Consider the following 25456-nt stretch of genomic DNA (forward strand, 5'->3'; position numbering starts at 1 on the left):
GATGGCGGAGCAGCCGATGGCGAGGCAGCCGACGGCGATGTACCGGACCGCCTGTGCTCGGGGCGGTCCGACGGGGCAGGCGTTGGCCCGCCGCGGTCAGTCCGGGGTGGCGTCGTCGAGCGGGGTCGATTCGGCTCCGGCGTTGCGGAGTTCCTCGCGGACGACGCCGTAGGACAGCCCCTGCGGGTAGCCCTTGCGCGCGAGCATGCCCAGCAGCCGGCGCGTGGCCTTCTGCTCGTCGACACCCGTCATCGTTCGCAGCTTCTTGCGGACGAGTTCCCGCGCGCGTTCCTCCTCGGCGTTCGCGTCGATCTCCCCCGTCGCCTCGGCAGCCACCTCGCTGTCGACGCCTTTCCTGCGGAGCTCGGCGACCAGCGCCCGCTTGGCCAGGCCCTGGTAGGTGTGGCGCGAACGCACCCAGGTCTCGGCGAACGCCGCGTCGTCGATCAGTCCGGCGTCGTCGAGCTTGCGCAGCAGCTCGTCGCAGACCTCGCCGTCGAAGCCCTTCCGCACCAGCGCCGACCGCAGTTCCTGCTTGGTGCGAGGCCGGGCGGCCAGCAGGTCGAAGCAGACCTCCTTGGCCTTCCGCCTCGCTTCCTCCGGCGGCAGCTCGGGCACGGGGGCACGAGCGCGCGAACGCCCCGCACCCTCCGCATCCGGTTCGTTCATCGACACGTCCCTCAGAACTCGACGGGCGCGGGCTCGGCCGCAACGGCATCCCCACCGGCCTTGGTGCCCGCCTTGGCATTCGCCTTGCCGCCGGCCTTGCCGTCCGCCTTGGCATCGGTCTGGGTGTCGGCCGGGGCATCGGCCTTCGCGCCGACCCCGAGCTTCTCCAGAAGCTTCTTCTCGATCTCGTTGGCGATATCCGGGTTGTCCTTGAGGAACTTGCGCGAGTTCTCCTTACCCTGGCCGAGCTGGTCGCCCTCGTACGTGTACCAGGCACCGGACTTGCGCAGGATGCCCTGGTCCACGCCCATGTCGATGAGCGATCCCTCACGGGAGACACCGAAGCCGTAGAGGATGTCGAACTCGGCCTGCTTGAACGGCGGGGCGACCTTGTTCTTCACGACCTTCACGCGGGTGCGGTTGCCGACCGGTTCCCCGCCGTCCTTGAGCGTCTCGATCCGGCGCACGTCGAGCCGGACCGACGCGTAGAACTTCAGCGCCTTACCACCCGTGGTGGTCTCCGGCGAGCCGAACATCACGCCGACCTTCTCGCGCAGCTGGTTGATGAAGATCGCGCTGGTGCCGGAGTTGTGCAGCGCACCGGAGATCTTCCGCAGCGCCTGGCTCATCAGCCGCGCCTGCAGGCCGACGTGGGAGTCACCCATCTCGCCCTCGATCTCGGCGCGCGGCACGAGCGCGGCGACGGAGTCGATGACCACGATGTCGAGCGCACCCGACCGGATCAGCATGTCGGCGATCTCCAGCGCCTGCTCACCGGTGTCGGGCTGCGACACCAGCAGCGCGTCGGTGTCGACACCGAGGACCTTGGCGTACTCCGGGTCGAGCGCGTGCTCCGCGTCGATGAACGCGGCGATGCCGCCGCTCTTCTGCGCGTTCGCCACGGCGTGCAGCGCCACGGTGGTCTTACCGGACGACTCGGGGCCGTACACCTCGATGACCCGGCCCCGCGGCAGACCGCCGATGCCGAGCGCGATGTCGAGCGCGATGGCCCCGGTCGGGATTACCTCGACCGGCGGACGGGTGTCCTCGCCCAGTCGCATCACCGAGCCCTTGCCGAACTGCTTGTCGATCTGGGCCAGCGCCAGGTCGAGCGCCTTGCCCTTGTCCGGTGCACCCTTGTCCGATGCTGCTGCCATGGAACCCACCTCATTGGCCTTCGCGGTTGCTGTATCCGACGTTGCTGTGTGTCCGACGTTGCCGGGTCCGACATTGCCGGGACCGACGTTGCCGTGTCCGGGTCGTGCTCGCGGCGGCACCGGGTCGGTGCACGCATGCCGGGGTCACGTGTGCCGGTCGCCGGGGGCCGACACTACGGGCGGGGTCCGACAGTCGGCGCGAGTCACGCTGAATCTGTGGACAGCCAACCCCGATGTGGACAACATCCTAGAGAACATCTGTTCGAGATCGGAAGCGACACCCCGATGCGGTAAGATCTTTCGCCCCTCACCGGCGCTCGGCGGGGACCTCGAACTCCGTGCAGACCTGCTTCCAGATCTCCTTCGCGGGCACGCCCGCCTCGAGCGCCTGCTCGACGGTCCGGCCGTCGAGACCACTCAGCACGTGGTCCTTGGCCAGCATCTCCGCCCTGGTGGCGCCGAACTCGTCGGCCATCAGCCGACGAAACACCGTGATCCGCATCGAGGCCAGCGTAGTCGCGGGCCGGCGTCGTATCGTGGGCGCCATGCCACCTGACTCCGGCCTGGGCTCCACCGCACTCACGCTGGCCGCCATCGCCACGGTGACGGCCACACTCGTCGTACTGCTCGTACAGGCCCGGCGTAACCGGCGGAAATGACCGCCGCAGGAGGTGCGGGCCCACGGGCCGGACTCCCGGCCGCACCCGGCCCGCACCCGGAATGTCGGTGACCCGCCGCATCATGGAGACGTGACCACCCGCGCACTCGACCTCTTCTCCCCCGCGACCAGGGACTGGTTCGCGGGGGCCTTCGCCGCGCCCACCTCCGCGCAGGAAGGCGCGTGGCGGGCCGCACACGCGGGTGAACACTCGCTGGTCATCGCACCCACAGGGTCGGGCAAGACGCTCGCCGCCTTCCTCTGGGCCCTCGACCGACTGGCCACCACGCCACCGCCCGAGGAGACCCGGCACCGGTGCCGGGTCCTGTACGTCTCCCCGCTCAAGGCCCTCGCCGTCGATGTCCAGCGCAACCTGCGCTCCCCGCTCACCGGCATCGCGCAGGCCTCGCAACGCCTCGACCTGCCCGCACCCGACATCACCGTCGGCATGCGCACCGGCGACACCACGCCCGCCGAACGCCGGTCCTTCCAACGCACCCCGCCCGACGTGCTGGTGACCACGCCGGAATCCCTGTTCCTGCTGCTCACGTCGTCGTCGCGGGAGTCGCTGCGGGGCGTGGAGACGGTGATCGTCGACGAGGTGCACGCCGTCACCGGCGGCAAACGCGGTGCACACCTGGCGCTGTCGCTGGAACGCCTGGACGACCTGCTGCCGACACCGGCGCAGCGCATCGGACTCTCGGCCACCGTCCGCCCCGTCGACGAGGTGAGCTCGCTGCTCGCGGGCGGCAGGCCGGTCACGGTCGTCCAGCCCGACGCGGCGAAGACCGTCGAGGTGCGCGTCGAGGTCCCGGTCGAGGACATGGCCGAACTCGACGGCCCGGCCCCGGCCGCCGAACCCGGCTCCCTCGAGGACGAGGTGCCGGCCGCGGCCCCACCGAAACCGTCGATCTGGCCGTCGGTCGAAGGGCGCGTGCTGGACCTGGTGCGCGCCCACCGGTCGACCATCGTGTTCGCCAACTCCCGGCGGCTGGCCGAACGGCTCACCGCCCGGCTCAACGAACTCGCCGCCGAACGCACCGAACTCGAACCCGGCGACGAATTCCCCGCCGAGGCCATCGGCGAATCCGGGCTCACCACCGGAGCCGAACCGACCGTGGCGAAAGCCCACCACGGCTCCATGTCCCGCCAGCAGCGCACGCGCGTGGAGGAGGAACTCAAGACCGGCAGACTGCCCTGCGTCGTGGCGACCTCGTCGCTCGAACTCGGCATCGACATGGGCGCGGTCGACCTCGTGGTGCAGATCGAGGCGCCGCCCACGGTCGCCTCCGGCCTCCAGCGCGTCGGCCGCGCAGGACACCACGTCGGCGCGGTCTCCAGCGGCGTGATGTTCCCCAAGTTCCGCGGCGACCTCGTCTCCTGCGCCGTCACCGCCGAGCGCATGGCATCCGGCGCGATCGAAGCGACCCGCTACCCGCGCAACCCGCTCGACGTACTCGCCCAGCAGATCGTGGCGATGGTGGCGCTCGAACCGCGCACCGTCGACGACGTGGCCGCCACCGTGCGCCGCGCGGCACCGTTCACCGCACTGCCGGACGACGCCCTGCACGCCGTGCTCGACATGCTCGCCGGGCGCTACCCCAGCGAGGAGTTCGGCGAGCTGCGCGCCCGCATCACCTGGGACCGCGTCACCGGCGAACTGCACGGCAGACCCGGCGCGCAGCGACTGGCCGTCACCTCGGGCGGCACCATCCCCGACCGCGGGCTCTTCACCGTGACCACGCCCGGCGAAGGCGGCGCCTCCACGGACGGCCCGGGCAGTAACTCCGTGCCCTCGGCGGGAAAACGTACCTCGGGCAGTGGCCCCGTGCCCTCGGCGGGAAAACGTACCTCGGGCAGTCGCGTCGGCGAACTCGACGAGGAAATGGTCTACGAGTCCCGCGTGGGCGACACCGTCCTGCTGGGCACGTCGTCGTGGCGGATCACCGACATCACCCACGACCGCGTCATCGTCGTCCCCGCCCCCGGCGTGCCCGCACGGATGCCGTTCTGGAAAGGCGACGCCCCGGGCAGACCGCTCGAACTCGGCAGAGCCCTCGGCGCGTTCCTCCGCGAGGTGTCCGGAGCCCGCGAGGAGACAGCCCTGCGCCGCGCGGCCGACGCGGGCCTCGACGACCGTGCGGCCTCCAACCTGCTCACCTACCTGCGCGAACAACGCGAAGCCACGCGCCACGTCCCCAACGACCGGACCCTGTTGCTCGAACGGTTCCGCGACGAGCTCGGCGACTGGCGCGTCGTCGTGCATTCCCCGTTCGGTGCGCAGGTCAACGCACCCTGGGCGCTGGCGATCACGGCGCGGCTGCGCGAAACGCGGGGCGTCGACGTCCAAGCGGCGCACTCCGACGACGGCATCGTGCTGCGCCTGCCCGACGCGCTCGACGCCGACGGCCAGGAGGTCACCCTGACCGGCGAGGACGTGCTGCTCGACCCGGACGAGGTCGACTCACTCATCGTCACCGAGGTCGGCGGATCGGCGCTGTTCGCCGCACGGTTCCGCGAGTGCGCGGCGCGGTCGCTGCTGCTGCCGCGGCGCAACCCCGGCAGGCGCAGCCCGCTGTGGCAACAACGCCAACGCGCCGCCCAGCTGCTCAGCGTGGCGGCCAAGTACGAGCGCTTCCCCGTCGTCCTGGAAGCGATGCGGGAATGCCTGCAGGACGTCTACGACGTGGACGGCCTGCGCGAGCTGATGGCCGACGTGCGCAGCCGCACGGTGAAACTCGTCGAGGTGGAGACGCCGTCGGCATCGCCGTTCGCGCGCAGTCTGCTGTTCGGCTACGTCGGCATGTTTCTCTACGAGACGGACGCCCCGCTGGCCGAACGCAGGGCGGCGGCGCTGTCGCTCGACTCCACGTTGCTGGCGGAACTGCTCGGCACCGAAGCGGTCAGGGAACTGCTCGACCCGGAGGCCGTCGCGAACGTCGAACGCGGACTCCAACGCCTCGACGAGGACCGCCACGCCCGCGGCCCCGAGGACACCGCGGACCTGTTGCGTTTCCTCGGCGACATGACGGCCGACGAGGCCGCGGAGCGCGGAGTGCGCCCCGAGTGGCTGACCGAGCTGGTCGACAGCCGCCGCGCGATCGTGGTGCGCATCGCAGGCGAGGACCGATACCTCGCGATCGAGGACGCGGGGCGGGTGCGGGACGCACTGGGAGCGGCGCTGCCCGTCGGTGTCCCCGAGACGTTCACCGAACCCGTCGACGACCCGCTCGGCGACCTCGTCACCCGCTACGCACGCACCCACGGGCCGTTCGCGGCCGGGCAACTCGCCGCACGGTTCGGCATCGGCACGGCCGTCGCCACGGGCGTCCTCGACCGGTTCACCGCCGACGGCAGGCTCGTCCGCGGTGAACTCAGCCCGCAACCCCTCGAACCCGGCGGAGTCGAGTACTGCGACGCGGCGGTGCTGCGGCGGCTCCGGCGCGCGTCGTTGGCGAAGCTGCGGGCCGAGGTCGAACCCGTCGAACCGGCGGCACTCGGCCGGTTCCTGCCCACCTGGCACGGCATCGGTGCACGGCTGCGTTCGGCTCCGACGGCCGACGACGTGCTGTCGGTGGTCGAGCAGCTGGCCGGGGCGCCGCTGCCCGCGAGCGCACTCGAATCGCTGATCCTGCCGAGCCGACTGCCCGGTTATCACCCGGCGCTGCTCGACGAGCTGACCACCGCGGGCGAGGTGGTCTGGGCGGGCTGCGGCGCGCTGTCCGGCGGGGACGGCTGGGTCGCACTCGCGCCGGCCGACGTGGCCGACCTGCTGCTACCCGAAGCGGACCACGACGTCGGCGAGACCGGCCCGGTCCACCGAGCCGTGCTGGCGGCGGTCGAACACGGCGCGCTGTTCTTCCGGCAGCTCGTCGACCGGGTGACGCCGCTGCTCGACAGCCCACCCGACGACGCCACGGTCGTGGCCGCGCTCTGGGATCTCACCTGGGCGGGTCTCATCACGGGTGACACGCTCGCGCCGCTGCGGGCACAGGTCTCCGGGGGCGGTGCGGCGCACAAGGCGCGGCGGTCCGCACCGCGGGGCCGCTACGCACGTATGCGGGCGAGCAGACCTGCGATGCCGTCGCGGACCGGGCCGCCGACCGTCGCGGGCCGGTGGGGCCCGACACCGCCGCGGGAGACCGACCCGACCCGGCGGGCGCACGCGCGCACCGAGTCGTTCCTCGAGCGCCACGGCGTGCTGACCAAGGGCGCCCTCGACACCGAACGCGTCACGGGCGGCTTCTCCGGCATCTACAAGGTGCTGCGCGGCATGGAGGACTCGGGGCAGGTCGTCCGCGGCTACGTCGTCGACGGGCTGGGCGCCGCACAGTTCGCCGCGCGCGGGGCGGTCGACCGGCTGCGCGCGGCGAGCGACACCTCGGGGACACGGGATGCCCAGGGTGCGGTCGTACTCGCGGCGAGCGACCCCGCCCAGCCCTACGGTGCGGCGCTGCCGTGGCCGCAGCCGCTCGGCAGCACGAAACACCGGCCCGCCCGTAAGGCCGGTGCCCTGGTGGTGCTGGTCGACGGTGTTCCCGCGTTGTACGTCGAACGCGGCGGCCGGTCGCTGCTGTCGTTCACCGAACACACCGAGCCGCTGCGGCAGGCTGCCGAGGCGCTCTCGACCGCGGTCCGCGAGGGCTGGCTGGGCAAACTGCAGGTGCAGCGCGCCGACGGCGAACAGGCTCTGACGTCGCAGCTCGCGGACGTGCTGCGCGAGGCCGGCTTCCGCGCTACCCCGAAGGGCCTGCGGCTACGGGCCTGACCGGCGGCGGGCGCGGTCGCCGAGAGCGGCGGCCCTAAGCTGGCCCCGACCCCGCGGCGCGGCCTGCGCCGCATCCGACCACGAGCTCGGCGGAGGACGACTGGCGATGGCCGTGCGCGAACTGCGGTATTTCGGTGACCCGGTGCTGAAGACCGTGGCCGATCCGGTGACCCGGTTCGACGACGCGGTGAAACGGCTGGTCGACGATCTGCTGGACACGGTGGACATGCCCGGTCGTGCCGGGCTGGCCGCACCGCAGATCGGGGTCGGACTGCGCGCATTCAGCTACCGCCTCGACGGCACGGTCGGCTACGTACTGAATCCCGAGATCGTCGAACTGGCCGAGACCACCCACGACATCGACGAGGGCTGCCTCTCCGTACCGGAACTGCGGTACCCGGTGCGGCGCGCCACCTACGCCGTCGTGCGTGGTGTGGACCTGCGCGAACAACCGGTCACGGTGGAGGGCGACGGAGTGACGGCGCAGTGTCTGCAACACGAGGTGGACCACCTCGACGGCATGCTCTACCTGGACCGGTTGGAGGCCGACCGGCGTCGCACCGCGCTGCGGGACATGCGTTCCCGCGACTGGTTCCGCCTCCGCTGAACCAGTCCGGAATCCGCCGGCCACACCCTCACCCGGGTCAAGCCGACACGCCCGGAGTCTCGGTCTCCCGCCCGGTGGTGCGCACCACCGGAGACCTTCCTTCACCTTTCTGACCAGCGATGATCGGAAAGGTTGTCTCGACCTGCTGTGCGCATTGCCACTCGCACGTGACGCGCCCGTTGCCGGTTCGTAACCTGTCCCCACCCCGATAGCCCACCCCGAGCAACCCCGAGGCAGGTCCCCATGGCAGGCCGACACCGCGCGGCCAATCCGCGCGCCCGGAAATCCCGAAGACCCACCCCCGGCGACATCCCGACGCCGCACCCCCGCGGAACCGAGCGATCCCGACGCTCGTGGCCGCTCCCCGTCGGACTGGGCCTGGCCGCCGCCGCTCTGCTGGGCGGCACCGTGTCGATCACGGAAGGTCTCGCCGGCTCCGACACCGACCCCGCGAACGCCGCACTCGCCATGAGTGCGCCCACCACGTCCTCGACCACATCGACGACCACGACGTCGAGGAGGTCGACCGACAAGCCCATCCCGAGCAGCACCACGGCGAAACCGACCCCCGAGCCGACACCGAAGCCGTCCACGACGACGCCGACGACGACGCGCAAGCCGTCCCCTCCGCCCCCGCCGCCGACGCCGGAGCCCGAGCCGTGCTCGACGGAACTGGAGGGCACGCAGCCGCACGTGGCGCAGGTCGGAAACCACGTGCTGACGAAGTTCGACGTCGACTCGGTCGGTGGCGTCGCCAGCCGGTCCGGGGCGAGCGACCACCCGAGCGGCCTCGCACTGGATTTCATGACGACCGGCGCCACCGGCGACCAGATCGCCGAGTACATCCTCGCCAACCAGTCCGAGTTCGGCGTGACATACGTGATCTGGGAGCAGCGGTACAACGACGGCAGCGGCTGGTCGTACATGGAGGACCGCGGCAGCGACACCGCGAACCACTACGACCACGTGCACGTGTCGTTCGAGGACTACGCGGACGTGGACGTCACCTGCTGATCCGCCACTCCGGGCGTCGACGACACCGGCCCCCTCATGACGCCGCGGTGGGCCCCGAGCCGACCGCGGCGTCAGAGTGCGATGCGGAGCGGGCCGTCCTGATCCCGGCCTGCCGGTGAGAGCCCGGCCCGCTCGGCCACACGCGCGATCTCGGCGTGAGGGGACACCTCCGGCGTCGTGGCGCCGTGCGGCGCGGGTGGTGTTCTGATCTCCCGGTACCCGTCGGACGCGGCGAGGGCGGCGATCCGCCGCAGCAGGGCGGTGCCGACGCCGTTGCATTGCCACCCGTCCTCGACGAGCAGCGTGAACTCGGCGGGCCGGCCGCGGGTGGTGATCAGCTGCCCGAGAGCGACGATCTCGCGTCCGCACACCGCCACCACACTCCTGCCGTGCGGCGGTCCGAGCAGCCCTCGGATCATGCGGCGCGGCACGGAACCCGGTTCGGTGCCGTAGCGGTGGCGCAGCGTGTCGGCCGAACAGTTCTCGTGCAGGAGCGCGACCGCGTCGGTGTCGGCGAGTGTGCCCTCGCGCAGGACGAGCGCCGCACCGTCGTCGCAGGTCGCCACCGCGGGACCGGCGAGGTTCGTGCGAACGGCCGCGAGCAACGCGAGCAGGGCTTCCGCCCTGGCGAGCTCCTGGCCGAGGAACGGTGCCCAGCGCCTGCGCGCGACGAGCGCGCGGCCGTCGCCCACCGGCAGGACCGCGCGGTGCCCGGACTCGTCACGTCCGGGGGCGGCCTCGTCGACGGGAACGACCGTGACGACGTCGGCGGGGAGGAGGTCGCGGACCGCGTCGGCGAGCTCGTCAGGGGCGTCGACGGCGCGGGTGGCGGCTACCAGGCTCGCGGTCGGTGCGTCGACGAGTTCCCGCACCTCCGCGTCGGTGACGGCGAGGCACGCGCAGTCCTCGTGGCCGAGCGCGGTGACGAGGTCGTCGCGGAGGAGGCCGGCACCGGGCCGGACGACGAGCTCGTCCAGCACGCCGCCGGGCACCGGCAGAACGTTGACCGCCAGGATGTTGCAGCCCAGGTCCGCCAACCTGATGGCGACCCTGGCCAGAGTGCCCGGACGGTCGTCCATACGGATCCGCAGGCGCCAGGTGACCGCCGCCGGATCCTCCCCGGCCGCGCCGGCTGGGGAGGCCCGGACCGTCTCCTGCCGCGCGGGCAGGGGTTTCCGACTCGTGTTCATGTCGGCCACACTTCCGCAGCGGTGTTGCCGGTCGGCGGCGCCGGTGTTTCACCTCTGTCAGCACACGGCCGGGCGGGCAACGCTCCGGAAACGCCCCGCCACCCGGCCGTGTGACAGCGACAGCCACCGCGCGGCAGAGACCCGTGTGGCAGTGACCGCGTGGCGGCGACACGTGAGGACGCCACGCACCACGGCGCCGCACGTCACCGAGATCGCGTGTCTTCGGCTCCGCCTGCGCGGCCAGGACGTCGGACGGCCGTACGCCGGCACCGGCGACACCGCCAGGTGGGGTCAGCGGCCGGGGACGAGGTCGATCACGGTGCCGTCCGGGTCGACGAGCCGCCCGGCACCGCGGCGGGTCGCACCGAGCAGGCGCAGCCGGTCCGCCTCGGCGGCGAACTCCCCCGGAGCCGCGGGCGACGACGCGGTTCCGGCCGCGGAGTTCCCGTCGCTCGCCGGGACGGCCAGTTCGAGCCGGCAACGCGGAGTCACCGGCGGACACGGATCGGCCGACAACAGTTCCAGCCACGGACCGCGGCCGTCGGCGGCGCGCAGGCTCACGAACTCCGGCTCGGTCCGCACGATCGGCCACCGGGTGGCACCGGACCAGAACTCGGCCAGCCGGTGCGGGTCCGGTGAGTCGATCACCACGGCGGCGAGGGCCCCGGTGGCGGCGTACTCGGGACGCGGTTCGAGGACGCAGAACTCGTTTCCCGCGGGGTCGGCCAGCACCTGCCACGGCACCGGGACCGCACCCGCGTACTGCCCGATGTCGACACGGGCCGCGCCGAGCCGGATCGCTCTGTCCACAATGGCGTTCTGCGTCCCCGGACCGGGGGTGTCGTCGTCGCCGGAGGCGAGGTCGAGGTGAATCCGGTTCTTGGTCGTTTTCCCCGCCGTGGCACCGACGAGGTGGATCGTCGGACCGTCCGGGAGCCGGACTCTCCACCCGCCGCCGTCGTCTCCGGCGAGGTCGCCGACGAGCAACGTGGCCCAGAACTCCGCAACCACCCGCGGCTGTTCGGCTTCGAACACCACTCCGGGCATACCGTTCACCGTGCACCTCCGTCCCGGTGGCACCCGCAGCACAGGCCGGCGCCGGGTGGTCGCAACATCATCATCGCGTCGCCAGCCGCATGAGCGCCAGCAATTGCCCGGCCGCGTCCTCGTCACCGGCCACGTCGACCGCTCCGGGCCGATTCCGGCCCCACAGCCACAGGTAGACCGCCTCGGGCCCGCCCGACACCACGGCCGCGGCGTCACGCGCCTCCGACTCGCGGCAGCGGCGCACGGCCGTCTCGTCCGGCCCCGCGGACACGAGCCAACCGCGCCCACCCGTGCACACACCGACCTCTCCCGCACGCGTTCCCCGGAGTCCGAGCCGGGGCAGCCGGTGGCCGAACCACAGCATGAGCGCCTCGTCGACCCCGTCGCGCGCCACATCGGCGGCGACCCCGGACCAGGTCATTCCTCCGGCACCTTCGACGTCGACCCGGTGGACCGTGGTGTCGTGCGCCATGCGCCTGCACCAGAAGCCGTAGGTGCGGTCCTCGGGCCACCAGGTCGCCGCGGGCCTGTCCGGACCGTGGAAGTCGAGGATCTCGCGCAGGTCCGCGTACCCCTGCCGGACGTAGCTCTCCTCGCTCTGCCCCGGAGCCGGGACACGCTGCCATTCCCGTGGTCGCTGGCCGTCGATCAGCCACGCCTGGGCCACGCGGTAGATGCTGCCGACGTGCCGCACCGTGTCCGCGACCGTCCACCCCGGACACGTCGGCACCGGCGTCTCCGGTGCGAGACCTCGCGACGCCTCGATCAGCAGTGTGACCTCGGCGCCGAACGCCTCGGCGAGCCGCCGGTGATCGACCACCGGGCCGCCACCCGCCACCGTCACCGTCTCCGCGACCGCGGCCACGGCACCGTGGCGTCGCACTGCGTCGCAGCCCCGTGTCCACCCGGCCCGGACTGCCCGCGCACGAGCACGTCGGCGATCGCGAGGAATTCGCCCGCCCGCTGCACCAGCTCGTTCGCCGACTCCTCGTCCGCACCACGGGACACGCCCGACTGGAGCGCGGCGTGCCGCGCCGAGAACGCTGCGAAGTAGGCGGCCCAGCCTGCCAGTTCCGGAGCAGCCGTCTCCAGCAGTGACCACGTGCTCTCCGGCTTGGCGCGGCCCCGGTGCGGCCTGCCCCGCGCCGTCAGCACCGCCGCCGCGGCCCGCAATGCGGACAGGTACGCACCCGTGAACCGCTCCACCAGATCGGACTCCCGTCGCGCCTCCTGGACGCCGCGGCGGGCCTGAGCCAGCAGCGGAGCGGTCGCAGGCGCGGCGGGTGGTGCCTGCGCAAACGGCAGCGCGGGCTGCGCGGCCTGCTTCCGCACCGACGGATCCTGCGGCGTCATGGCAACCGACACGGCCGCCCCCTTCCCAGTTCTGCCGCTCGTGCACTCCCCGCTCGAGCGGCGTCCGGCACGGGATGCTTCCCCCATCCACGTGCCGGACGCCCGGGGATCCCCGATGCCGAACATCTGTTCGACACCTTCACGGTAGCGCGCCATCGGCTTCCCGACAAGCGCCGCCCACGAGCGATCTGCGTCGCACCCCGGACCGCCGACGTGATCTCATGAAGTCATGAGCACCCTCGACCATCCGTCGGTCGCGAAGGTCGCGGCCGCGCTCTCCGAGGCCGACCAGGGCGCCGCTGCGCAGGGAATCCGTCTTCTCCCGGACGACGCCCGCACGGCCGAGCTGGCAGCCGCGGCGCTGGGCATCGAGGTCGGCGCGATCGCCAACAGCCTGGTGTTCCGCGCCACGCTGCCCGACGGCACCGACCGCGCGCTGCTCGCGCTGACCTCCGGGGCGCACCGGGCGAACACGACGACGCTCGCCGAGCTCGCCGGCGCCGAGAAGGTCGGCAGGGCCGATCCGGAGTTCGTCAAGGCCGCGACGGGACAGACGATCGGCGGCGTCGCCCCGGTCGGCCACCCCCAGCGCATCCTCACGTTCGTCGACACGGCCCTGGCCGCCCACGACGTCGTGTGGGCCGCGGCGGGGCATCCGAAGTCGGTCTACCCCACCACGTTCGACGGACTGCTCGCGGCGACCGGCGGCACCGCGGCGGACGTCGCGGCCGAACCGGGACAGCACCGATGACGGCGATGCCGAGCGCGCAGCGCTACGTCCGGCTCTCCGGCGAGGAGTTCCGGATGCGGCTGCGGGAGGCGCTCGACATCTACGTCGCCGCGATGAACTACCCGCCGGGTACGGCCGAGCAGCGCGCCCCGATGTGGCTCACCCACGTGCTCCGCGAGGGCTGGCGCGCGGTCGCCGCCCTCGACGACGACGATCGCCTCGTCGGCATCGCCTACGGCTACCGCGGCATGCCCGGTCAGTGGTGGCACGAACAGGTGCGCCGCGGCGTCACCGACCGCGAGGGCGAGCAGACCGCCCACGCGTGGCTGGACGACTACTTCGAGCTCACCGAGATCCACGTGCGCCCCGGCGGTCAGGGGCGCGGAACCGGCGAGGATCTGCTGCGCATGCTGCTCGACGGCGTCCCGGACGGGCGCGTCCTGCTGTCCACCCCGGAAGGCGACAGCCGCGCCTGGAAGCTCTACCGCCGGGTCGGATTCGGCGACGTCCTGCGGCAGTACCGCTTCGCGGGCGACCCGCGACCGTTCGCGGTGCTGGGCCGCACCCTCCCGCTGGACTGAACCGGCGCAGGCACCGGCCCCACCCGGGTTCGCGGAGTGGGCACCGCGAACCCGGGGCGGCGTCACCGCCGTTCGCGACACCCGGCGAGCAGTTGACCTTCACGCCACACGAAGCCCGACGCTGCGCGGGTGACCCGCACTGATTCGGCTACGGGCCGTTCCTCCGGAATCCCTCCACGCTATTTCGGCTGGCTCGGCGCCGACCTGGTGTCGAAGCTCGCCGACGCCGTCGTCATCTTCGCCGTGGGATGGACGGCGACCGCGTACGGTGCCGGCATCGCTGCTGTCGCACTGTCGGCGATCACGCTGCCCCGCACGGTCCTCACCGTGGTGGGAGGCGCCGTCAGCGATCGCTGGTCACCACGAGCAACGATGCTCTGCTCGTGTGCGGTACTGATCCCGCTGTACTCGGCCGCTGCCGCGATCACGGGTTTCGGCGGGACGCCGCTCTGGTTCCTGATCGCCCTCGGAACGGTCATGGGCTCCGTCGGTGCGTTCTACCTTCCGGCAGCCGATTCGATGCCCCGCCGGCTCGTCGATTCCGCGTCGTTGCCCCGTGCGCTCGCCGTGAGGCAGACCGGGAGTCAACTGATTCAGCTGGTGGGCGCTCCGATCAGTGGCGCGCTGCTCGGGTGGACCGGAATGGCCGGAACGGCTGTGCTGGCCGCACTCGCCTTCACCGTCGTCGCCGTCGCGCTACTGCTGATCGGCGCGCCGGCGAAGGACGTGCCTGCACCGTCGGACGGCAACGTGTTGTCCGACATGCGCGCCGGAATCCGACTGGTCGGCCGCCATCCGGTTCTCCGTCCGGGCCTGATCGTGCTGGGAGTGACGGCTGCGGCGGCCCTGCCGGTCCCGACGCTGCTCGTGCCGCTTCTGGCCCGACAGGCCGGTCTTGCCGCCGACGTCACCGGTCTGTTCGTCGGGTGCCAGGCGGTGGGATCGATCCTCGTCGCAGTACTGGTCGCACGGCTCGGCACGACCCGCCTTCCCGGTCTCGCAGCGCTGATCGGCGTGGCCGTCGCGGGTTTCGGCGTTGCGACGATCGCCGTCGCGCCAGGTGTGGTGTCACTGGCAGGCGGGGCGATGCTGGCGGGTCTCGGCCTGGGGCTCTTCGTCTCGCATCTCGCGCCACTGCTCATCAGTCGGAGTCCAGCGGGCTATGTCGGAAGGGTCCAGGCGGGCATGCTCGTGGTGCAGAGCGGTTCGCTGCTGCTCGCGAACAACGTCCTCGGCCTGCTCGCAGCCGCCGTCGGCCCGCCCGTAGCGACGCTCACGTGCGCGGCGTTGTTACTGGCCACAGCCATGATCGCGTACCGCTCGCGGTCGTTCCGGTACAGCACCATCGCGGGCTGAACACCCTCCAGCACGGTCCCAGGCTGACTGCCTGTGCGCCCCGGGGACTGCGATGGCAGTCAACGTGACCACAGTCCCCGAGGCACCGCTCGGCCGAGGAGTAGGCCGCGTACGCCAACGCCGTCGGCACGGCGCCCAGGTAACAGGCGAGGGCGAGCACGTCCCAGTGCAGCGGGATCGACAACCCCGACCACACGGCCGCGGGCAGCAGCAACACACCGCCGAGCAGACAGCCGAACCCGGTCGTCCGCACCGGATCGAGCCCGGCCACCCGGGACCGCGTGGCAAGCGTCAACGTTGCGAACCCGGCGCCGGACACCAGCGCCGCGACGAGCCCGGCCACGAACCGGCCGCGATCCGCGGCCGCCTCCGGCGACCACGTCAGCAACACCAGTCGCGTGACGGCACCGGTGACGCAGAGCGAGGTGACGACGTCCGGCAGCCGTCGCTGCCGCACCGCGGAGGCGCCGGCGACGAACACCGGCACACTACCGATCGTCGCCATCGTGGCGATGCCGACCGAGGTGGCCGCCACCGATGCGAAGTAGCACGCCTGGAACAACGCCAGGAGCGCACCGGTGACCACCACGCGGCGCGCCACGGCCGACGTGCGCGGCACACCCCGCAACCGGCCCAGCGCACCGAGCGCCGCGACGGTGAAGAGACCGCCCAGCACGAGACGGCACGCCGCCACCGACAGCGACGACAGACCGGTCGTGGCGGCGAGGACCGAACCGGCGATCCCGCCGGTGCCCCACAGCACCCCGGCCGCCAGCAGATTCACAGTGCCCGCACGAGGACGCGCGGACGTGGAAACGACAACAGACATGAACACGCTCCAGCGTCGGAACAGAGAAGGGGAACTCTTCGACGCGGGGCGCTTCGGCCTCGGGAACCGTCGGAGGCGGCGAGGTCGCTACACCGCGGTGTCGCTACGTCACGGTGTCTCTACGCCGCGGTGTCTCTGCGCCGCAAGGCTTCGTCATGACACGGCAACCTCGCTCCGACGGGAAACGGCACACGTTGGCCGCGCGGGCAGCCCTCGATCAGGGCCTTCCCGCGCGGCGTGCCTGCACGCCTACGCCCCGCGAACGGGGCGGGGCGGCGGAGTGATCGGGAACAGCCGGTGCATGCCGCGATCCTAATGAGCGCCCGGGCTCCGGGACACCGGATTCCCGCCCGTGCCGCCCTACCGTGCCGACACGCCATGTCGGTCCCTGGCACGCCGTGGCTGTTCACCGAGGTAGCACGTCACACTGCCTTCCCCGCGTCGAGCGTGTTCGTCGTGGCAGCAACGCGTTCACGACGGCGCGTGAGCGCGATTCACAGTCCGGTCAGCCGATCGGCGGCGGTTGATCCGGCTCGACCAACGCATACGCGCACCATCGGCAGTCGAAACGCACGTATGTCTCGGCACGCCGCGGGGCGATGTACTGGGCGCCGCACAACAACGTAACCATTTCGCCCCGCTGTAGCTCGACATCGGTGCGGGCAAGGTGCCGCACGCCGCCACTGACGATTTTGACGCCGGGCACGCCATCGAAGCATGGCCATTCCGGGTCGACGACATGCCCGGTCTCCACGACAACACTTCGGCACGTGAGCCGGGACAACGCGCTCGGGCGGGCGCCGTGCTCGTCGTCCGGCGCGCTCGACTCGCCGCCGTGCTCGTCGGACCCGTCAATGGGCACCGTCCAGCCGCGCTCGGTGATCCAGTACACCCGCCCGGATGCGGCCAGCATGAGCCCCCCCGGTAGCCGTCGTGTTCGGGCGTGTCGTCGTCCGGCATTTCACGTGCGTTCCCCATGCGCACGGACGTTAAAGACGATCAACAACGGCAAGTACTCACGAAGTACTCACGCTACGATGAGCCTGGACGCAGCCCCACGGAGCCGGGAGCCGACGCATGGACGATGCCCAACCCGCCGGGGTCGGTCCGCGCGTCGCCCGTGCCCGCCGTCTGGCCGGTCTCACGCAACGCCGGCTCGCCGACCGCGCGCACGTCGGACTCGGCACCATTCGCCACGTCGAGCAAGGGCGCATCCCCGCATCGGCGTCGTTCGTGGCATCCGTCGCTCGCGCCTTGGGGGTCACCCCGGCACACCTGTACGACACCCACGCAGAAGACGTCGTCGAGCAACCGAGCACGCTCGCCGCCGTCGTGACCGAACTGCGCATGGCGCTCGATGCCTACGACGACCCCCGCCCGGAAGGGCGCCCGCTCACGCTCGGCGCGATCGCGACCCGGCTCGACACGCTCGCCGGGAACTTGCGTGCGGACCGGATCACCGACATCGCATCGGCCCTGCCGCCGTTGCTGCACCACTTGTACCCGCTGGCCGACGAGCCCGGCGCCAACGGCGACGCAGCCCGAGCCGCACTCCACGACGCCTACCGACTCACCGGCAGCGTCGCCGGACAACTCCGGCAAGCCGATGTGGCAGCGCTGGCGTCCGAACGCCACATCGCACTGGCCCCGCGCACCGGCGACCCGCTCCGCGTCGCCGTCTCGGCATGGCACCGGGGCGCCCGGTACCTGCAACACGGCGACTTCCGCGCCGGGCTGCGCATGCTCGACCGCGCCCGCGACCACATCGACGACAGCCCCGCCGGACACGCCATGGCCATCCAGCTCAACCTACGATCGGCCATGCTCGCAGCCCGCGCCGGAGACGTCCGCGAGGGCGACGAGTGGGTCGGGGAAGCCCGCGCCATCGTCGGCGAGCACCAGCCGCCCCAGCGGCCGTACTACAACATCGACGCATCCGCGCTGAACGTCACCGTCCACTGGTGCGCGCTACCGGTCGAGCAATACGACGGCGCTGAAGCGGCCCGCCGGGGCGAGAGCGTCCGCGTCAGCGACCGCGCACGCCCCGAGCGGGTCGGGCACCATCACATCGACCAGGCTCGCGCCTGGACGCTGCACGGCGACCGTGAACGGGCTCTCAAGCACCTGCAGCACGCTCGCCGCGTGTCACCCCGGCGCACCCGCCAACACCCCGGCGTCCGGGAAACCGTCATCGCACTGGCCGAACGCGAACGCCGCCGCGACGACACACTCGCGGGCTTCGCCCGCTGGGCGGGAATCCGCGTCTGACGCCCGGTCGGTCCCGGACGGATTCGGGACAGTCCGAGCACGGACACGCACGTCCGGATGCAGGACCTCCCCCGCCAGGTCAGCCGACGAGGAGTTCGCGGAGGGTGCCCAGGCCCATCCCGCCCATGCGGAGTGCGCGGCGGTGGAAGGCGGCCAGGTCGAACGCGTCGCCCTCACGGCGCCGGGCCTCCTCCCGCGCTTCCAGCCACAGCTTCTCGCCGAGCTTGTAGGACGGCGCCTGGCCGGGCCAGCCGAGGTAGCGGTCGATCTCGTCGCGCACGTGGTCGGCGTCGGTGATCGTGCGGGTGAGCATGAACTCCAGGCCCAGGTCCGGGGTCCACCGCTCGCCCTCGTGGAACCCGGTCCCCGCGGGGATCTCCAACTCGAGGTGCATGCCGATGTCGACGATCACACGTGCGGCGCGGAACAGGTGCGCGTCGAGCATGCCGAGCAGGTTGCCGTCGTCGGACAGGTAGCCGAGGTCGCGCATGAGCCGCTCGGCGTACAGCGCCCAGCCTTCGGCGTGACCCGAGGTGAAGGCCATGAGCCGCTGGTAGCGGTTCAGCGACTGCTCGGCCACCGACGAGGCGATCTGCAGGTGGTGACCGGGGACGCCCTCGTGGTAGACGGTCGTGACCTCACGCCACGTGGAGAAGTCCTCCTTGTCCGGCGGCACCGACCACCACATCGTGCCGGGACGGGAGAAGTCCTCGCTCGGCCCGTTGTAGTACGCGCCGACGCCGCCGCCGGGCGGGGCGATGCGGCAGTCCAGCGCCATCAGTTCGTCGGGGATGTCGAAGTGCGTGCCGCGCAGCGACCGCAGCGCCTCGTCGGACAGGTTCTGCATCCACTCGCGCAACGCCCGCTGCCCGGTGACGCGGTACTTCGGGTCGGCGTCGAGCGCCGCGGCGGCCTCGGCCAGCGTGGCGCCCGGCTTGATCCGCTCGGCGACCTCCTTGGCCTCCCGTTCGACGCGCGAGAACTCCTCCCAGCCCCACTCGTAGGCCTCCCGCAGGTCCAGGTCGGCGCCGACGAAGTTGCGTGACGACAGCCGGTAGACGTCCTCGCCCACGGCATCCTTCTCGCGTGCCTCCGGGGCCAGCTCGGCGCGGAGGAACCCGGCGAACTCGGCGTAGGCCTCCTGGGCCGCCTGCGCCGCGTGGTCGAGCTCGCCGCGCAGCGAGTCGGGCACGTCGGCGTCGGCGACGAGGGTCCGGAAGTACCCGTCACCACTCATCCCGGCCCACGTCTCGGCCTGCTCGGCGACCTTGCTCACCTGGCGGATGGCGGGCACGCGCCCGGCGTCGGCGGAGGCGAGCAGGGACGCGCGCACGCCGTCGAGCGCGTCGGGCACCCCCGCCATGCGCTTGGCGACCGTCTCCCACTGCTCCGGTGTCTCCTGCGGCATCAGGTCGAACACCTGGCGGATGTCCTGCACGGGACTCGCGATGACGTTCAGGTCGGCCAGGTCCAGACCCGCCTCGTGGGTGTCGACGCCGACCCGGCCCCGTTCGGTGAACACGGCCTTCGCCACGCGTTCCGCCTCGTCGGCGGGTTCGGCGGCCTCCATGTCGCGCAGCGCACGGCGGGTCAGCGCCGCACGGTTCGCGTGCCCCTCGGGCGAGTAGTCGGTCAGCTGGTCGTCGAACCCGACGATCCCCATCGCGGTCGCACCGATCGGGTCGGCGGCCGCGTAGTCGTCGACGTACTGGTTGGCAATGTCGTGCACGCTCATAGCCCGGCACGCTACCCGCACGCCCGCGCGCGTCGCGCGGCGTTTCGGGCCGATTCTCCTGGCGCGCGCCACCTGCCCGGTGCCCGGTTCGTCGTTCCGCGCGCCACAGTCGGCGATCGCACCGCACGGTCCGCCGGCGGCGCCTGGAACGATGGGGCCATGACCCAGCCCGACTTCGACGCCGACCTGCCCGCGGCCATCGGCGAGGCGCTGACCGAGTTCCTCCGCGACGCGAGCGAGTCGATCGGGCGGACCGAACCCGCGTTCACCGGCGCCACCGACGCGTTGCGGGCGTTCGTGCTCGGCGGCGGGAAGCGGCTGCGCCCGACGTTCTCCTGGTGGGCCTGGCGCGGGGCAGGCGGCGCGGCCTCCGGCGACGACGCGGTGGGCGTGCTCCGCGCCGTGTCGAGCCTCGAACTGATCCAGGCGTGCGCACTGATCCACGACGACGTGCTGGACTCGTCCGATTCCCGTCGCGGGTCGCCGACGGTGCACGTGGCGTTCGCGGGCGAGCACGCCCGGGGCGGCTGGCTCGGCTCGGCCGAGCAGTACGGGCTGGCCGCGGCGGTGCTGATCGGCGACCTGGCGCTCGCGTGGGCCGACGACATGTTCGCCGACGCTCCCCTGCCCGCCGACGTGCTGCACCGGGCCCGGCCCGCGTGGCGGGCGATGCGCTCGGAGGTCCTCGCGGGCCAGTACCTCGACGTGCGCACCCAGGCGACGGGCGACGCGTCGGTGGACGCGGCGCTGCGCATCGACCTGCTCAAGACGGCCGCCTACACGGTGCAGCGGCCGTTGCACCTCGGCGCGGCGCTGGCGGGCGCGGGCGACGACGTGATCGACCCGCTGCTGTCGTTCGGCGGCGACCTCGGCGTGGCGTTCCAGCTGCGTGACGACCTGCTCGGCGTGTTCGGCGACCCCGAGGTCACCGGCAAACCCGCAGGCGACGACCTGCGTGAGGGCAAGCGGACACTGCTGGTCGCGCTCGGCCTGCAGCACGCGGGCGCGGGGTCCGCGGCGGCGGGCGTCATCGACTCGGCACTCGGCGACGCCCACCTGACCGACACCGCCGTCGAACGGGTGCGCGAGGTGCTGACCGAGGTCGGTGCCGTCGCCGAGGTGGAACGTCGCATCGAGACACTCACCGACTCGGCGCTGACCGCGCTCGACACCGCGGGCCTGGCCGACCCCGCACCGAAGCGGCTCACGGACCTGGCCGTCAAGGCGACCCAGCGCTCCCACTGATGCGACGCACAACCATGACGAACCGCTCGACGACATGCAGGCCGGATGCGCTTCGGCCTGCGCACGTGACGGCGGCGAGGCACTGATGCGGACGGTGTCCGGGGCCACCGACCGGGTGGTCGTGGTCGGTGCGGGCCTGTCCGGCCTGTCGGCGGCGTTGCACCTGACCGGTGCGGGCAGGCGCGTCACGGTGCTGGACAGCGCGCCACAGCCCGGCGGCCGCGTGGCCACCGAGGAGATCGGCGGGCACGCGTTCGACACGGGTGCCACGGTGCTGACGATGCCGGAGCTGCTCGACGAGGCGTTCGCGGCCGTCGGCGAGAAGACGGCCGACCGGCTGACCCTCACGCGGCTCGACCCGGCGTACCGGGCACACTTCGCCGACGGTTCGTCGCTGAACCTGTACACCGAGCCCGAGGCGATGGAGGCCGAGCTGCGCGCCGTCGTCGGGCCGCGGGAGGTCGACGGGTATCGCAGGCTGCGCCGGTGGATGACCGAGCTGTACACGGCCGAGGCGGAACACTTCATCGGCGGCAACTTCGACAGCCCGCTGGACCTGTTGCGCGCCGAGGCGCGGCCCGCGCTCGCCCGGCTCGTCGCGCTCGGTGGGTTCGGCAGGCTGTGGCCGAAGGTCGCCGGGTTCGTGACCGACGACCGGGTGCGGAGGCTGTTCTCGTTCCAGGCGCTGTACGCGGGGCTCGAACCGCGGTGGGCGCTCGGGGCGTACGGCGCCATCCCGTTCATGGACACCGTGGGCGGCGTGTCGTATCCGGAAGGTGGGATGGGCGCCATCGCCACCGCGATGGCCGACGCGGCCGACCAGGCCGGTGCCACCGTCCGTACCGGCACCCACGTGGCGTGGCTCGAACGCGTCGGCGACCGGGTGCGCGCGGTCCGCACCGGCGACGGCGAACGCATCGCATGCGACACCGTCGTGCTCGCGACCGAGCCGACCACAGCCCACCAGCTGCTCGGCATCCGGCCGCGCAGGCTCGTCCGGCCGCGGTACTCGCCGTCGGCGGTCGTCCTGCACGGCGAGACCTCGCGCACCTGGGACGCGCTGGACCACCACACGATCTTCTTCGGCGCCGCCTGGCACGACACGTTCCGCGAGATCGTCCGCGACGGCAGGCCGATGGCCGATCCGTCGCTGCTGGTCACCCGTCCCACGGCGACCGACCCTGCGCTCGCCGCCGACGGCAGGCAGCTCGTGTCCGTGCTCGCGCCCGCGCCGAATCTGCACACGGGGCCGCTGGACTGGCCGCGCCTGGCCCCGGCCTACCGCGACGAGCTGCTGCGCACGTTGCAGGCCCGTGGCCTCGACGGGTTCGCCGACGAGTTCCACCTCCATCGCATGGACACCCCGCACGACTGGGCCGCCCGCGGCATGGCGGCGGGGACGCCGTTCTCGCTCGCGCACACGGCGGCCCAGACCGGGCCGTTCCGGCCGGGCAACCTCGTACGCGGCGCGGCCAACGTCGTGCTGGCGGGATCCAGTACCCGGCCCGGCGTGGGCATCCCACCGGTGCTGATCTCCGGGCGGCTCGCCGCCGAGCGCATCACGGGCCGCGCGACGTCGGAGCGGGCCGGACGACCGTGAGTACCGCACGCCCCGCCGTCACGGGCCGGTCCCTGCCGCCCGCGTTCCGTGTCTGCAGACGGATCGCAGCGCGGCACGGCCGCACCTACTTCCTCGCCACGTTGCTGCTGCCCGCCCACGCCAGGCCGGCCACGTACGCGCTGTACGCCTTCGCGCGGCAGGTGGACGACGCCGTCGACCTGCCCGGCGGCGATCCGCACCGGGCCCTCGACGACGCCACGCGACTGCTCGACGACGTCTACGCGGGCCGCGACGTCACCGGGCCCGTCGCGACGGCACTGGCCGACACGGTCCGGCGTTACCGCCTCCGGCGCGCCTGGTTCGACGCGTTCCTGCACTCGATGCGGATGGACCTGCACATCACCGAGTACCCGACGTTCGACGCGCTCGGCGAGTACGTCCACGGCTCGGCGCGTGTCATCGGACTGCAGATGCTGCCGGTGCTGGGTACGGCCGCCCCGCGGGAGGAAGCCGAGCCGTACGCCGCCGCGCTGGGCGAGGCGTTCCAGCTGACGAACTTCCTGCGCGACGTGGGCGAGGATCTGCGCCGCGGCCGCGTGTACCTGCCCACCGAGGAACTCGCCGCGTTCGATGTGGACCGTCCCCTGTTGGAGTGGTCCGCCGCGACCGGCCGCACCGACGCCCGCATCCGCCGCGCATTGCGCTGGTTCGTGGCCCACAACCACGCCGTCTATCGGCGCGCCCTGCCCGGTGTCGCGTTGCTACGGCACGAGTCGAGGCCGTGCGTGAGAACGGCACTGACTCTCTACCGCGGAATTCTCGACGAGATCTCGCGAGCCGATTACGACATCGTGAACAGGAGAGTGGTCGTGGGGAAAGCCCGCCGCAGCGGCGTTGCCGCACGGGCGTTGGCGACTAGGCTGGTGACATGACCTCCAGGAACGTCCGAATTGGACTGCAGCTGCAGCCACAGCACGCCGACTACGACACGATGCGCCGGACCGCCGCCGCGGCGGAGGAACTCGGCGCGGACATCCTGTTCAACTGGGACCACTTCTTCCCCCTCACCGGCGACGCGGACGGCAAGCACTTCGAGTGCTGGACGATGCTCGGCGCCTGGGCGGAACAGACGTCGGAGATCGAGATCGGCGCGCTCGTCACGTGCAACAGCTACCGCAACCCGGAACTGCTCGCGGACATGGCCCGCACCGTCGACCACATCTCCGGCGGCCGGCTGATCCTCGGCATCGGCGCGGGCTGGTTCCAGAAGGACTACGACGAGTACGGCTACGAGTTCGGCACCGCGGGCAGCCGCATCGCCGAGCTGGGCGAGGCACTGCCTCGGATCGAGAGCAGGCTCGGCAAGCTCAACCCGGCCCCGACCCGCGACATCCCGATGCTGATCGGCGGTGGCGGTGAGAAGAAGACGCTCCGCCTGGTGGCCCGGCACGCGGACGTCTGGCACGGCTTCGGCGACGTCGAGACGGCCAAGCACAAGCTGTCGGTGCTCGACGGCCACTGCGCCGACATCGGCCGCGACCCGTCGACGATCGAACGTTCCGTCGGCGTCCAGGGCGCCCCCGAGGACTCGGGTGACCAGCTGCTGGACCTGGGCATCACCATGTTCACCGTCAGTGCCGGCGGGCCGGACTACGACCTGTCGACCCTCAAGAAGTGGCTGGCCTGGCGCGACGCGCAGAACGGCTGACCTCTCCACTCGCGTGTTCCGCACCCGGCCACGCGTGTTCTGCGTTCGGGCTCGCGTGTTCTGCGCCCGGCATTCCTCCGACCACCTCTCGACGACGCGTTACGGCGCGGCGGGGTCCTCGCGGGTGGCCTGCACGATGCTGACGCGCCCGAACGAGCGGTCGACGTGGGCGACCTCTCCGGCGTCGGCGAACCCGGCGCCGGAGAGCAGGTCGACCAGGGCGTTGCCGTAATTGCGCGCCGTTCGTGGCTCTTCCTCGGCCGTCGCGCGCAGCAGCCGTGTCAGCCGCCGCACGGCCTGCACCGGGCTGCGGCCGTGCCCGTGGCCGTGCCCGTGGTCGTGCCCGTGGTCGTGTGCGTGGCCGTGTTCGTGCCCGGCGTCCTGCGGGCCGGGTGACGGACCGCCGAAGTCGACGATCGTCACGGTGCCGCCCGGCCGCAGCACGCGGAAGGCCTCGCGGGCGAACGCCGTGCGGTCCTCGTCGGCGAGGTGGTGCAGCGCCAACGCCGAGACGACGTGGTCGAACGAACCGTCGCCGGAGGGCAGCCGGTCGGCGTAGCCCTGGGCGAGGGTGAGCGACGCCCGCCGCCTGCGGGCCTTGCGGGCCGCCCGGCGCAGGGCACCGGCGTCGGGGTCGAGTCCGGTGACCGCCGCCGTCGGTGTGGCCTCGAGCAGCGTCAGCGCGAGGTTTCCGGTGCCGCATCCGACGTCGAGCACCGCCTGACCGGGTGCGACGCCCGCGGCGTCGACGCCGCGCCGGTGCAGCTCGCCGACGCCCAGCGCCCGCGAGAAGAGGTCGTAGATCGGCATCAGCCAGGTCTTGCCCATTCCCGGCAGGAACGGGCGGCCGTGTTCGTCGGTGGTGCGTTCGTCGACGATGCGTACGTCGGTCATGGCGGCGCTCCCCGTGTCGGCGTGTGTGGTGTACCGATCCCAGGGTTGGACATTTCGCGGCCACGAGGCAGGACATACCTTGGTGG

The 25456-nt window shown here is 72.2% G+C and carries 21 protein-coding genes and 1 pseudogene; 11 read left to right on the forward strand and 11 right to left on the reverse strand.

The window, feature by feature from the left end; all coding sequences use genetic code 11:
- Positions 1-96 precede the first annotated feature (96 nt).
- From LY13_RS04770 to LY13_RS04780, 3 genes and pseudogenes are all read right to left on the reverse strand, one after another.
- Positions 97-669 carry a regulatory protein RecX gene (locus LY13_RS04770; protein ID WP_253826926.1) on the reverse strand — a complete coding sequence of 191 codons (573 nt, stop codon included), beginning with the start codon at positions 667-669 and terminating at the stop codon, positions 97-99.
- A 101-nt stretch (positions 670-770) separates the two neighbouring features.
- A pseudogene (gene recA / locus LY13_RS04775) lies at positions 771-1826 on the reverse strand (recombinase RecA); the annotation flags it as partial.
- Between the two features lie 307 nt (positions 1827-2133).
- Complete coding sequence (locus LY13_RS04780; protein WP_253826928.1) at positions 2134-2328, reverse strand: DUF3046 domain-containing protein; 195 nt, start codon at positions 2326-2328, stop codon at positions 2134-2136.
- Between the two features lie 247 nt (positions 2329-2575).
- Here LY13_RS04780 and LY13_RS04785 point away from each other — a divergent pair, with 247 nt between their 5' ends.
- The 3 genes from LY13_RS04785 to LY13_RS04795 all read left to right on the forward strand — a co-directional run bounded on the left by LY13_RS04785 (position 2576) and on the right by LY13_RS04795 (position 8873).
- On the forward strand, positions 2576-7252 hold the full coding sequence (locus LY13_RS04785; RefSeq protein ID WP_253826929.1) for an ATP-dependent helicase: 4677 nt from the start codon (positions 2576-2578) through the stop codon (positions 7250-7252).
- A 106-nt stretch (positions 7253-7358) separates the two neighbouring features.
- Positions 7359-7859, forward strand: a complete 501-nt coding sequence (def, locus tag LY13_RS04790; RefSeq protein WP_253826930.1) for a peptide deformylase — start codon at positions 7359-7361, stop codon at positions 7857-7859.
- Between the two features lie 243 nt (positions 7860-8102).
- A complete protein-coding gene (locus LY13_RS04795) occupies positions 8103-8873 on the forward strand; it encodes a VldE C-terminal domain-containing protein (protein WP_253826931.1) in 771 nt (256 codons plus the stop codon).
- 71 nt (positions 8874-8944) lie between these two features.
- On the opposite strand, the gene LY13_RS04800 is transcribed toward LY13_RS04795, so the two are convergent.
- From LY13_RS04800 to LY13_RS04815, 4 genes are all read right to left on the reverse strand, one after another.
- Complete coding sequence (locus LY13_RS04800) at positions 8945-10063, reverse strand: ACT domain-containing protein (RefSeq protein ID WP_253826932.1); 1119 nt, start codon at positions 10061-10063, stop codon at positions 8945-8947.
- A gap of 291 nt (positions 10064-10354) precedes the next feature.
- Positions 10355-11110 (reverse strand): VOC family protein, encoded by a 756-nt coding sequence (locus LY13_RS04805; RefSeq protein WP_253826933.1) that lies wholly within the window; start codon positions 11108-11110, stop codon positions 10355-10357.
- Positions 11111-11180: 70 nt separating this feature from the next.
- Positions 11181-11975, reverse strand: a complete 795-nt coding sequence (locus LY13_RS04810; protein ID WP_253826934.1) for a maleylpyruvate isomerase N-terminal domain-containing protein — start codon at positions 11973-11975, stop codon at positions 11181-11183.
- Entirely contained in the window at positions 11951-12475 is a 525-nt protein-coding gene (locus LY13_RS04815) for an SAV_6107 family HEPN domain-containing protein (protein WP_253826935.1), read from the reverse strand. The genes LY13_RS04810 and LY13_RS04815 overlap by 25 nt, the downstream gene beginning before the upstream one ends.
- A 217-nt stretch (positions 12476-12692) precedes the next feature.
- Here LY13_RS04815 and LY13_RS04820 point away from each other — a divergent pair, with 217 nt between their 5' ends.
- The 3 genes from LY13_RS04820 (at position 12693) to LY13_RS04830 (ending at position 15130) form a co-directional block, all read left to right on the forward strand.
- Positions 12693-13214 (forward strand): YbaK/EbsC family protein, encoded by a 522-nt coding sequence (locus LY13_RS04820; protein WP_253826936.1) that lies wholly within the window; start codon positions 12693-12695, stop codon positions 13212-13214.
- Positions 13211-13774 (forward strand): GNAT family N-acetyltransferase, encoded by a 564-nt coding sequence (locus tag LY13_RS04825; RefSeq protein ID WP_253826937.1) that lies wholly within the window; start codon positions 13211-13213, stop codon positions 13772-13774. The genes LY13_RS04820 and LY13_RS04825 overlap by 4 nt, the downstream gene beginning before the upstream one ends.
- A gap of 129 nt (positions 13775-13903) precedes the next feature.
- Positions 13904-15130 (forward strand): MFS transporter, encoded by a 1227-nt coding sequence (locus LY13_RS04830; protein ID WP_253826938.1) that lies wholly within the window; start codon positions 13904-13906, stop codon positions 15128-15130.
- Here the strand turns inward: LY13_RS04830 and LY13_RS04835 are convergent.
- Together LY13_RS04835 and LY13_RS04840 are read right to left on the reverse strand one after the other, a co-directional pair.
- Complete coding sequence (locus tag LY13_RS04835) at positions 15048-15959, reverse strand: DMT family transporter (protein WP_253826939.1); 912 nt, start codon at positions 15957-15959, stop codon at positions 15048-15050. The two genes, LY13_RS04830 and LY13_RS04835, sit on opposite strands and share 83 nt — an antisense overlap.
- Before the next feature lie 505 nt (positions 15960-16464).
- A complete protein-coding gene (locus LY13_RS04840) occupies positions 16465-16872 on the reverse strand; it encodes a hypothetical protein (RefSeq protein WP_253826940.1) in 408 nt (135 codons plus the stop codon).
- 164 nt (positions 16873-17036) lie between these two features.
- On the opposite strand from LY13_RS04840, the gene LY13_RS04845 reads away from it, so the two are divergent.
- Complete coding sequence (locus LY13_RS04845) at positions 17037-18227, forward strand: helix-turn-helix domain-containing protein (protein WP_253826941.1); 1191 nt, start codon at positions 17037-17039, stop codon at positions 18225-18227.
- Positions 18228-18306: 79 nt separating this feature from the next.
- Here the strand turns inward: LY13_RS04845 and LY13_RS04850 are convergent, their stop codons facing one another.
- Positions 18307-19962 carry a DUF885 domain-containing protein gene (locus tag LY13_RS04850; RefSeq protein ID WP_253826942.1) on the reverse strand — a complete coding sequence of 552 codons (1656 nt, stop codon included), beginning with the start codon at positions 19960-19962 and terminating at the stop codon, positions 18307-18309.
- 159 nt (positions 19963-20121) lie between these two features.
- Here LY13_RS04850 and LY13_RS04855 point away from each other — a divergent pair, with 159 nt between their 5' ends.
- The 4 genes from LY13_RS04855 to LY13_RS04870 all read left to right on the forward strand — a co-directional run bounded on the left by LY13_RS04855 (position 20122) and on the right by LY13_RS04870 (position 24476).
- Complete coding sequence (locus tag LY13_RS04855) at positions 20122-21207, forward strand: polyprenyl synthetase family protein (RefSeq protein WP_253826943.1); 1086 nt, start codon at positions 20122-20124, stop codon at positions 21205-21207.
- Positions 21208-21292: 85 nt separating this feature from the next.
- The gene (gene crtI / locus LY13_RS04860; RefSeq protein WP_253826945.1) at positions 21293-22807 is read left to right on the forward strand and encodes a phytoene desaturase family protein; all 1515 of its coding nucleotides are present in this window, start codon (positions 21293-21295) and stop codon (positions 22805-22807) included.
- Positions 22804-23700 (forward strand): phytoene/squalene synthase family protein, encoded by an 897-nt coding sequence (locus LY13_RS04865; protein ID WP_253826947.1) that lies wholly within the window; start codon positions 22804-22806, stop codon positions 23698-23700. Before crtI ends, LY13_RS04865 begins: the two co-directional genes overlap by 4 nt.
- Positions 23697-24476, forward strand: a complete 780-nt coding sequence (locus LY13_RS04870) for an LLM class F420-dependent oxidoreductase (RefSeq protein ID WP_253826950.1) — start codon at positions 23697-23699, stop codon at positions 24474-24476. The genes LY13_RS04865 and LY13_RS04870 overlap by 4 nt, the downstream gene beginning before the upstream one ends.
- A gap of 99 nt (positions 24477-24575) precedes the next feature.
- On the opposite strand, the gene LY13_RS04875 is transcribed toward LY13_RS04870, so the two are convergent.
- The gene (locus LY13_RS04875) at positions 24576-25370 is read right to left on the reverse strand and encodes a class I SAM-dependent methyltransferase (RefSeq protein WP_253826951.1); all 795 of its coding nucleotides are present in this window, start codon (positions 25368-25370) and stop codon (positions 24576-24578) included.
- Positions 25371-25456: the final 86 nt, after the last annotated feature.

It is taken from the genome of Prauserella aidingensis (assembly GCF_024171865.1).
GTDB classification, from domain to species: domain Bacteria; phylum Actinomycetota; class Actinomycetes; order Mycobacteriales; family Pseudonocardiaceae; genus Prauserella; species Prauserella aidingensis.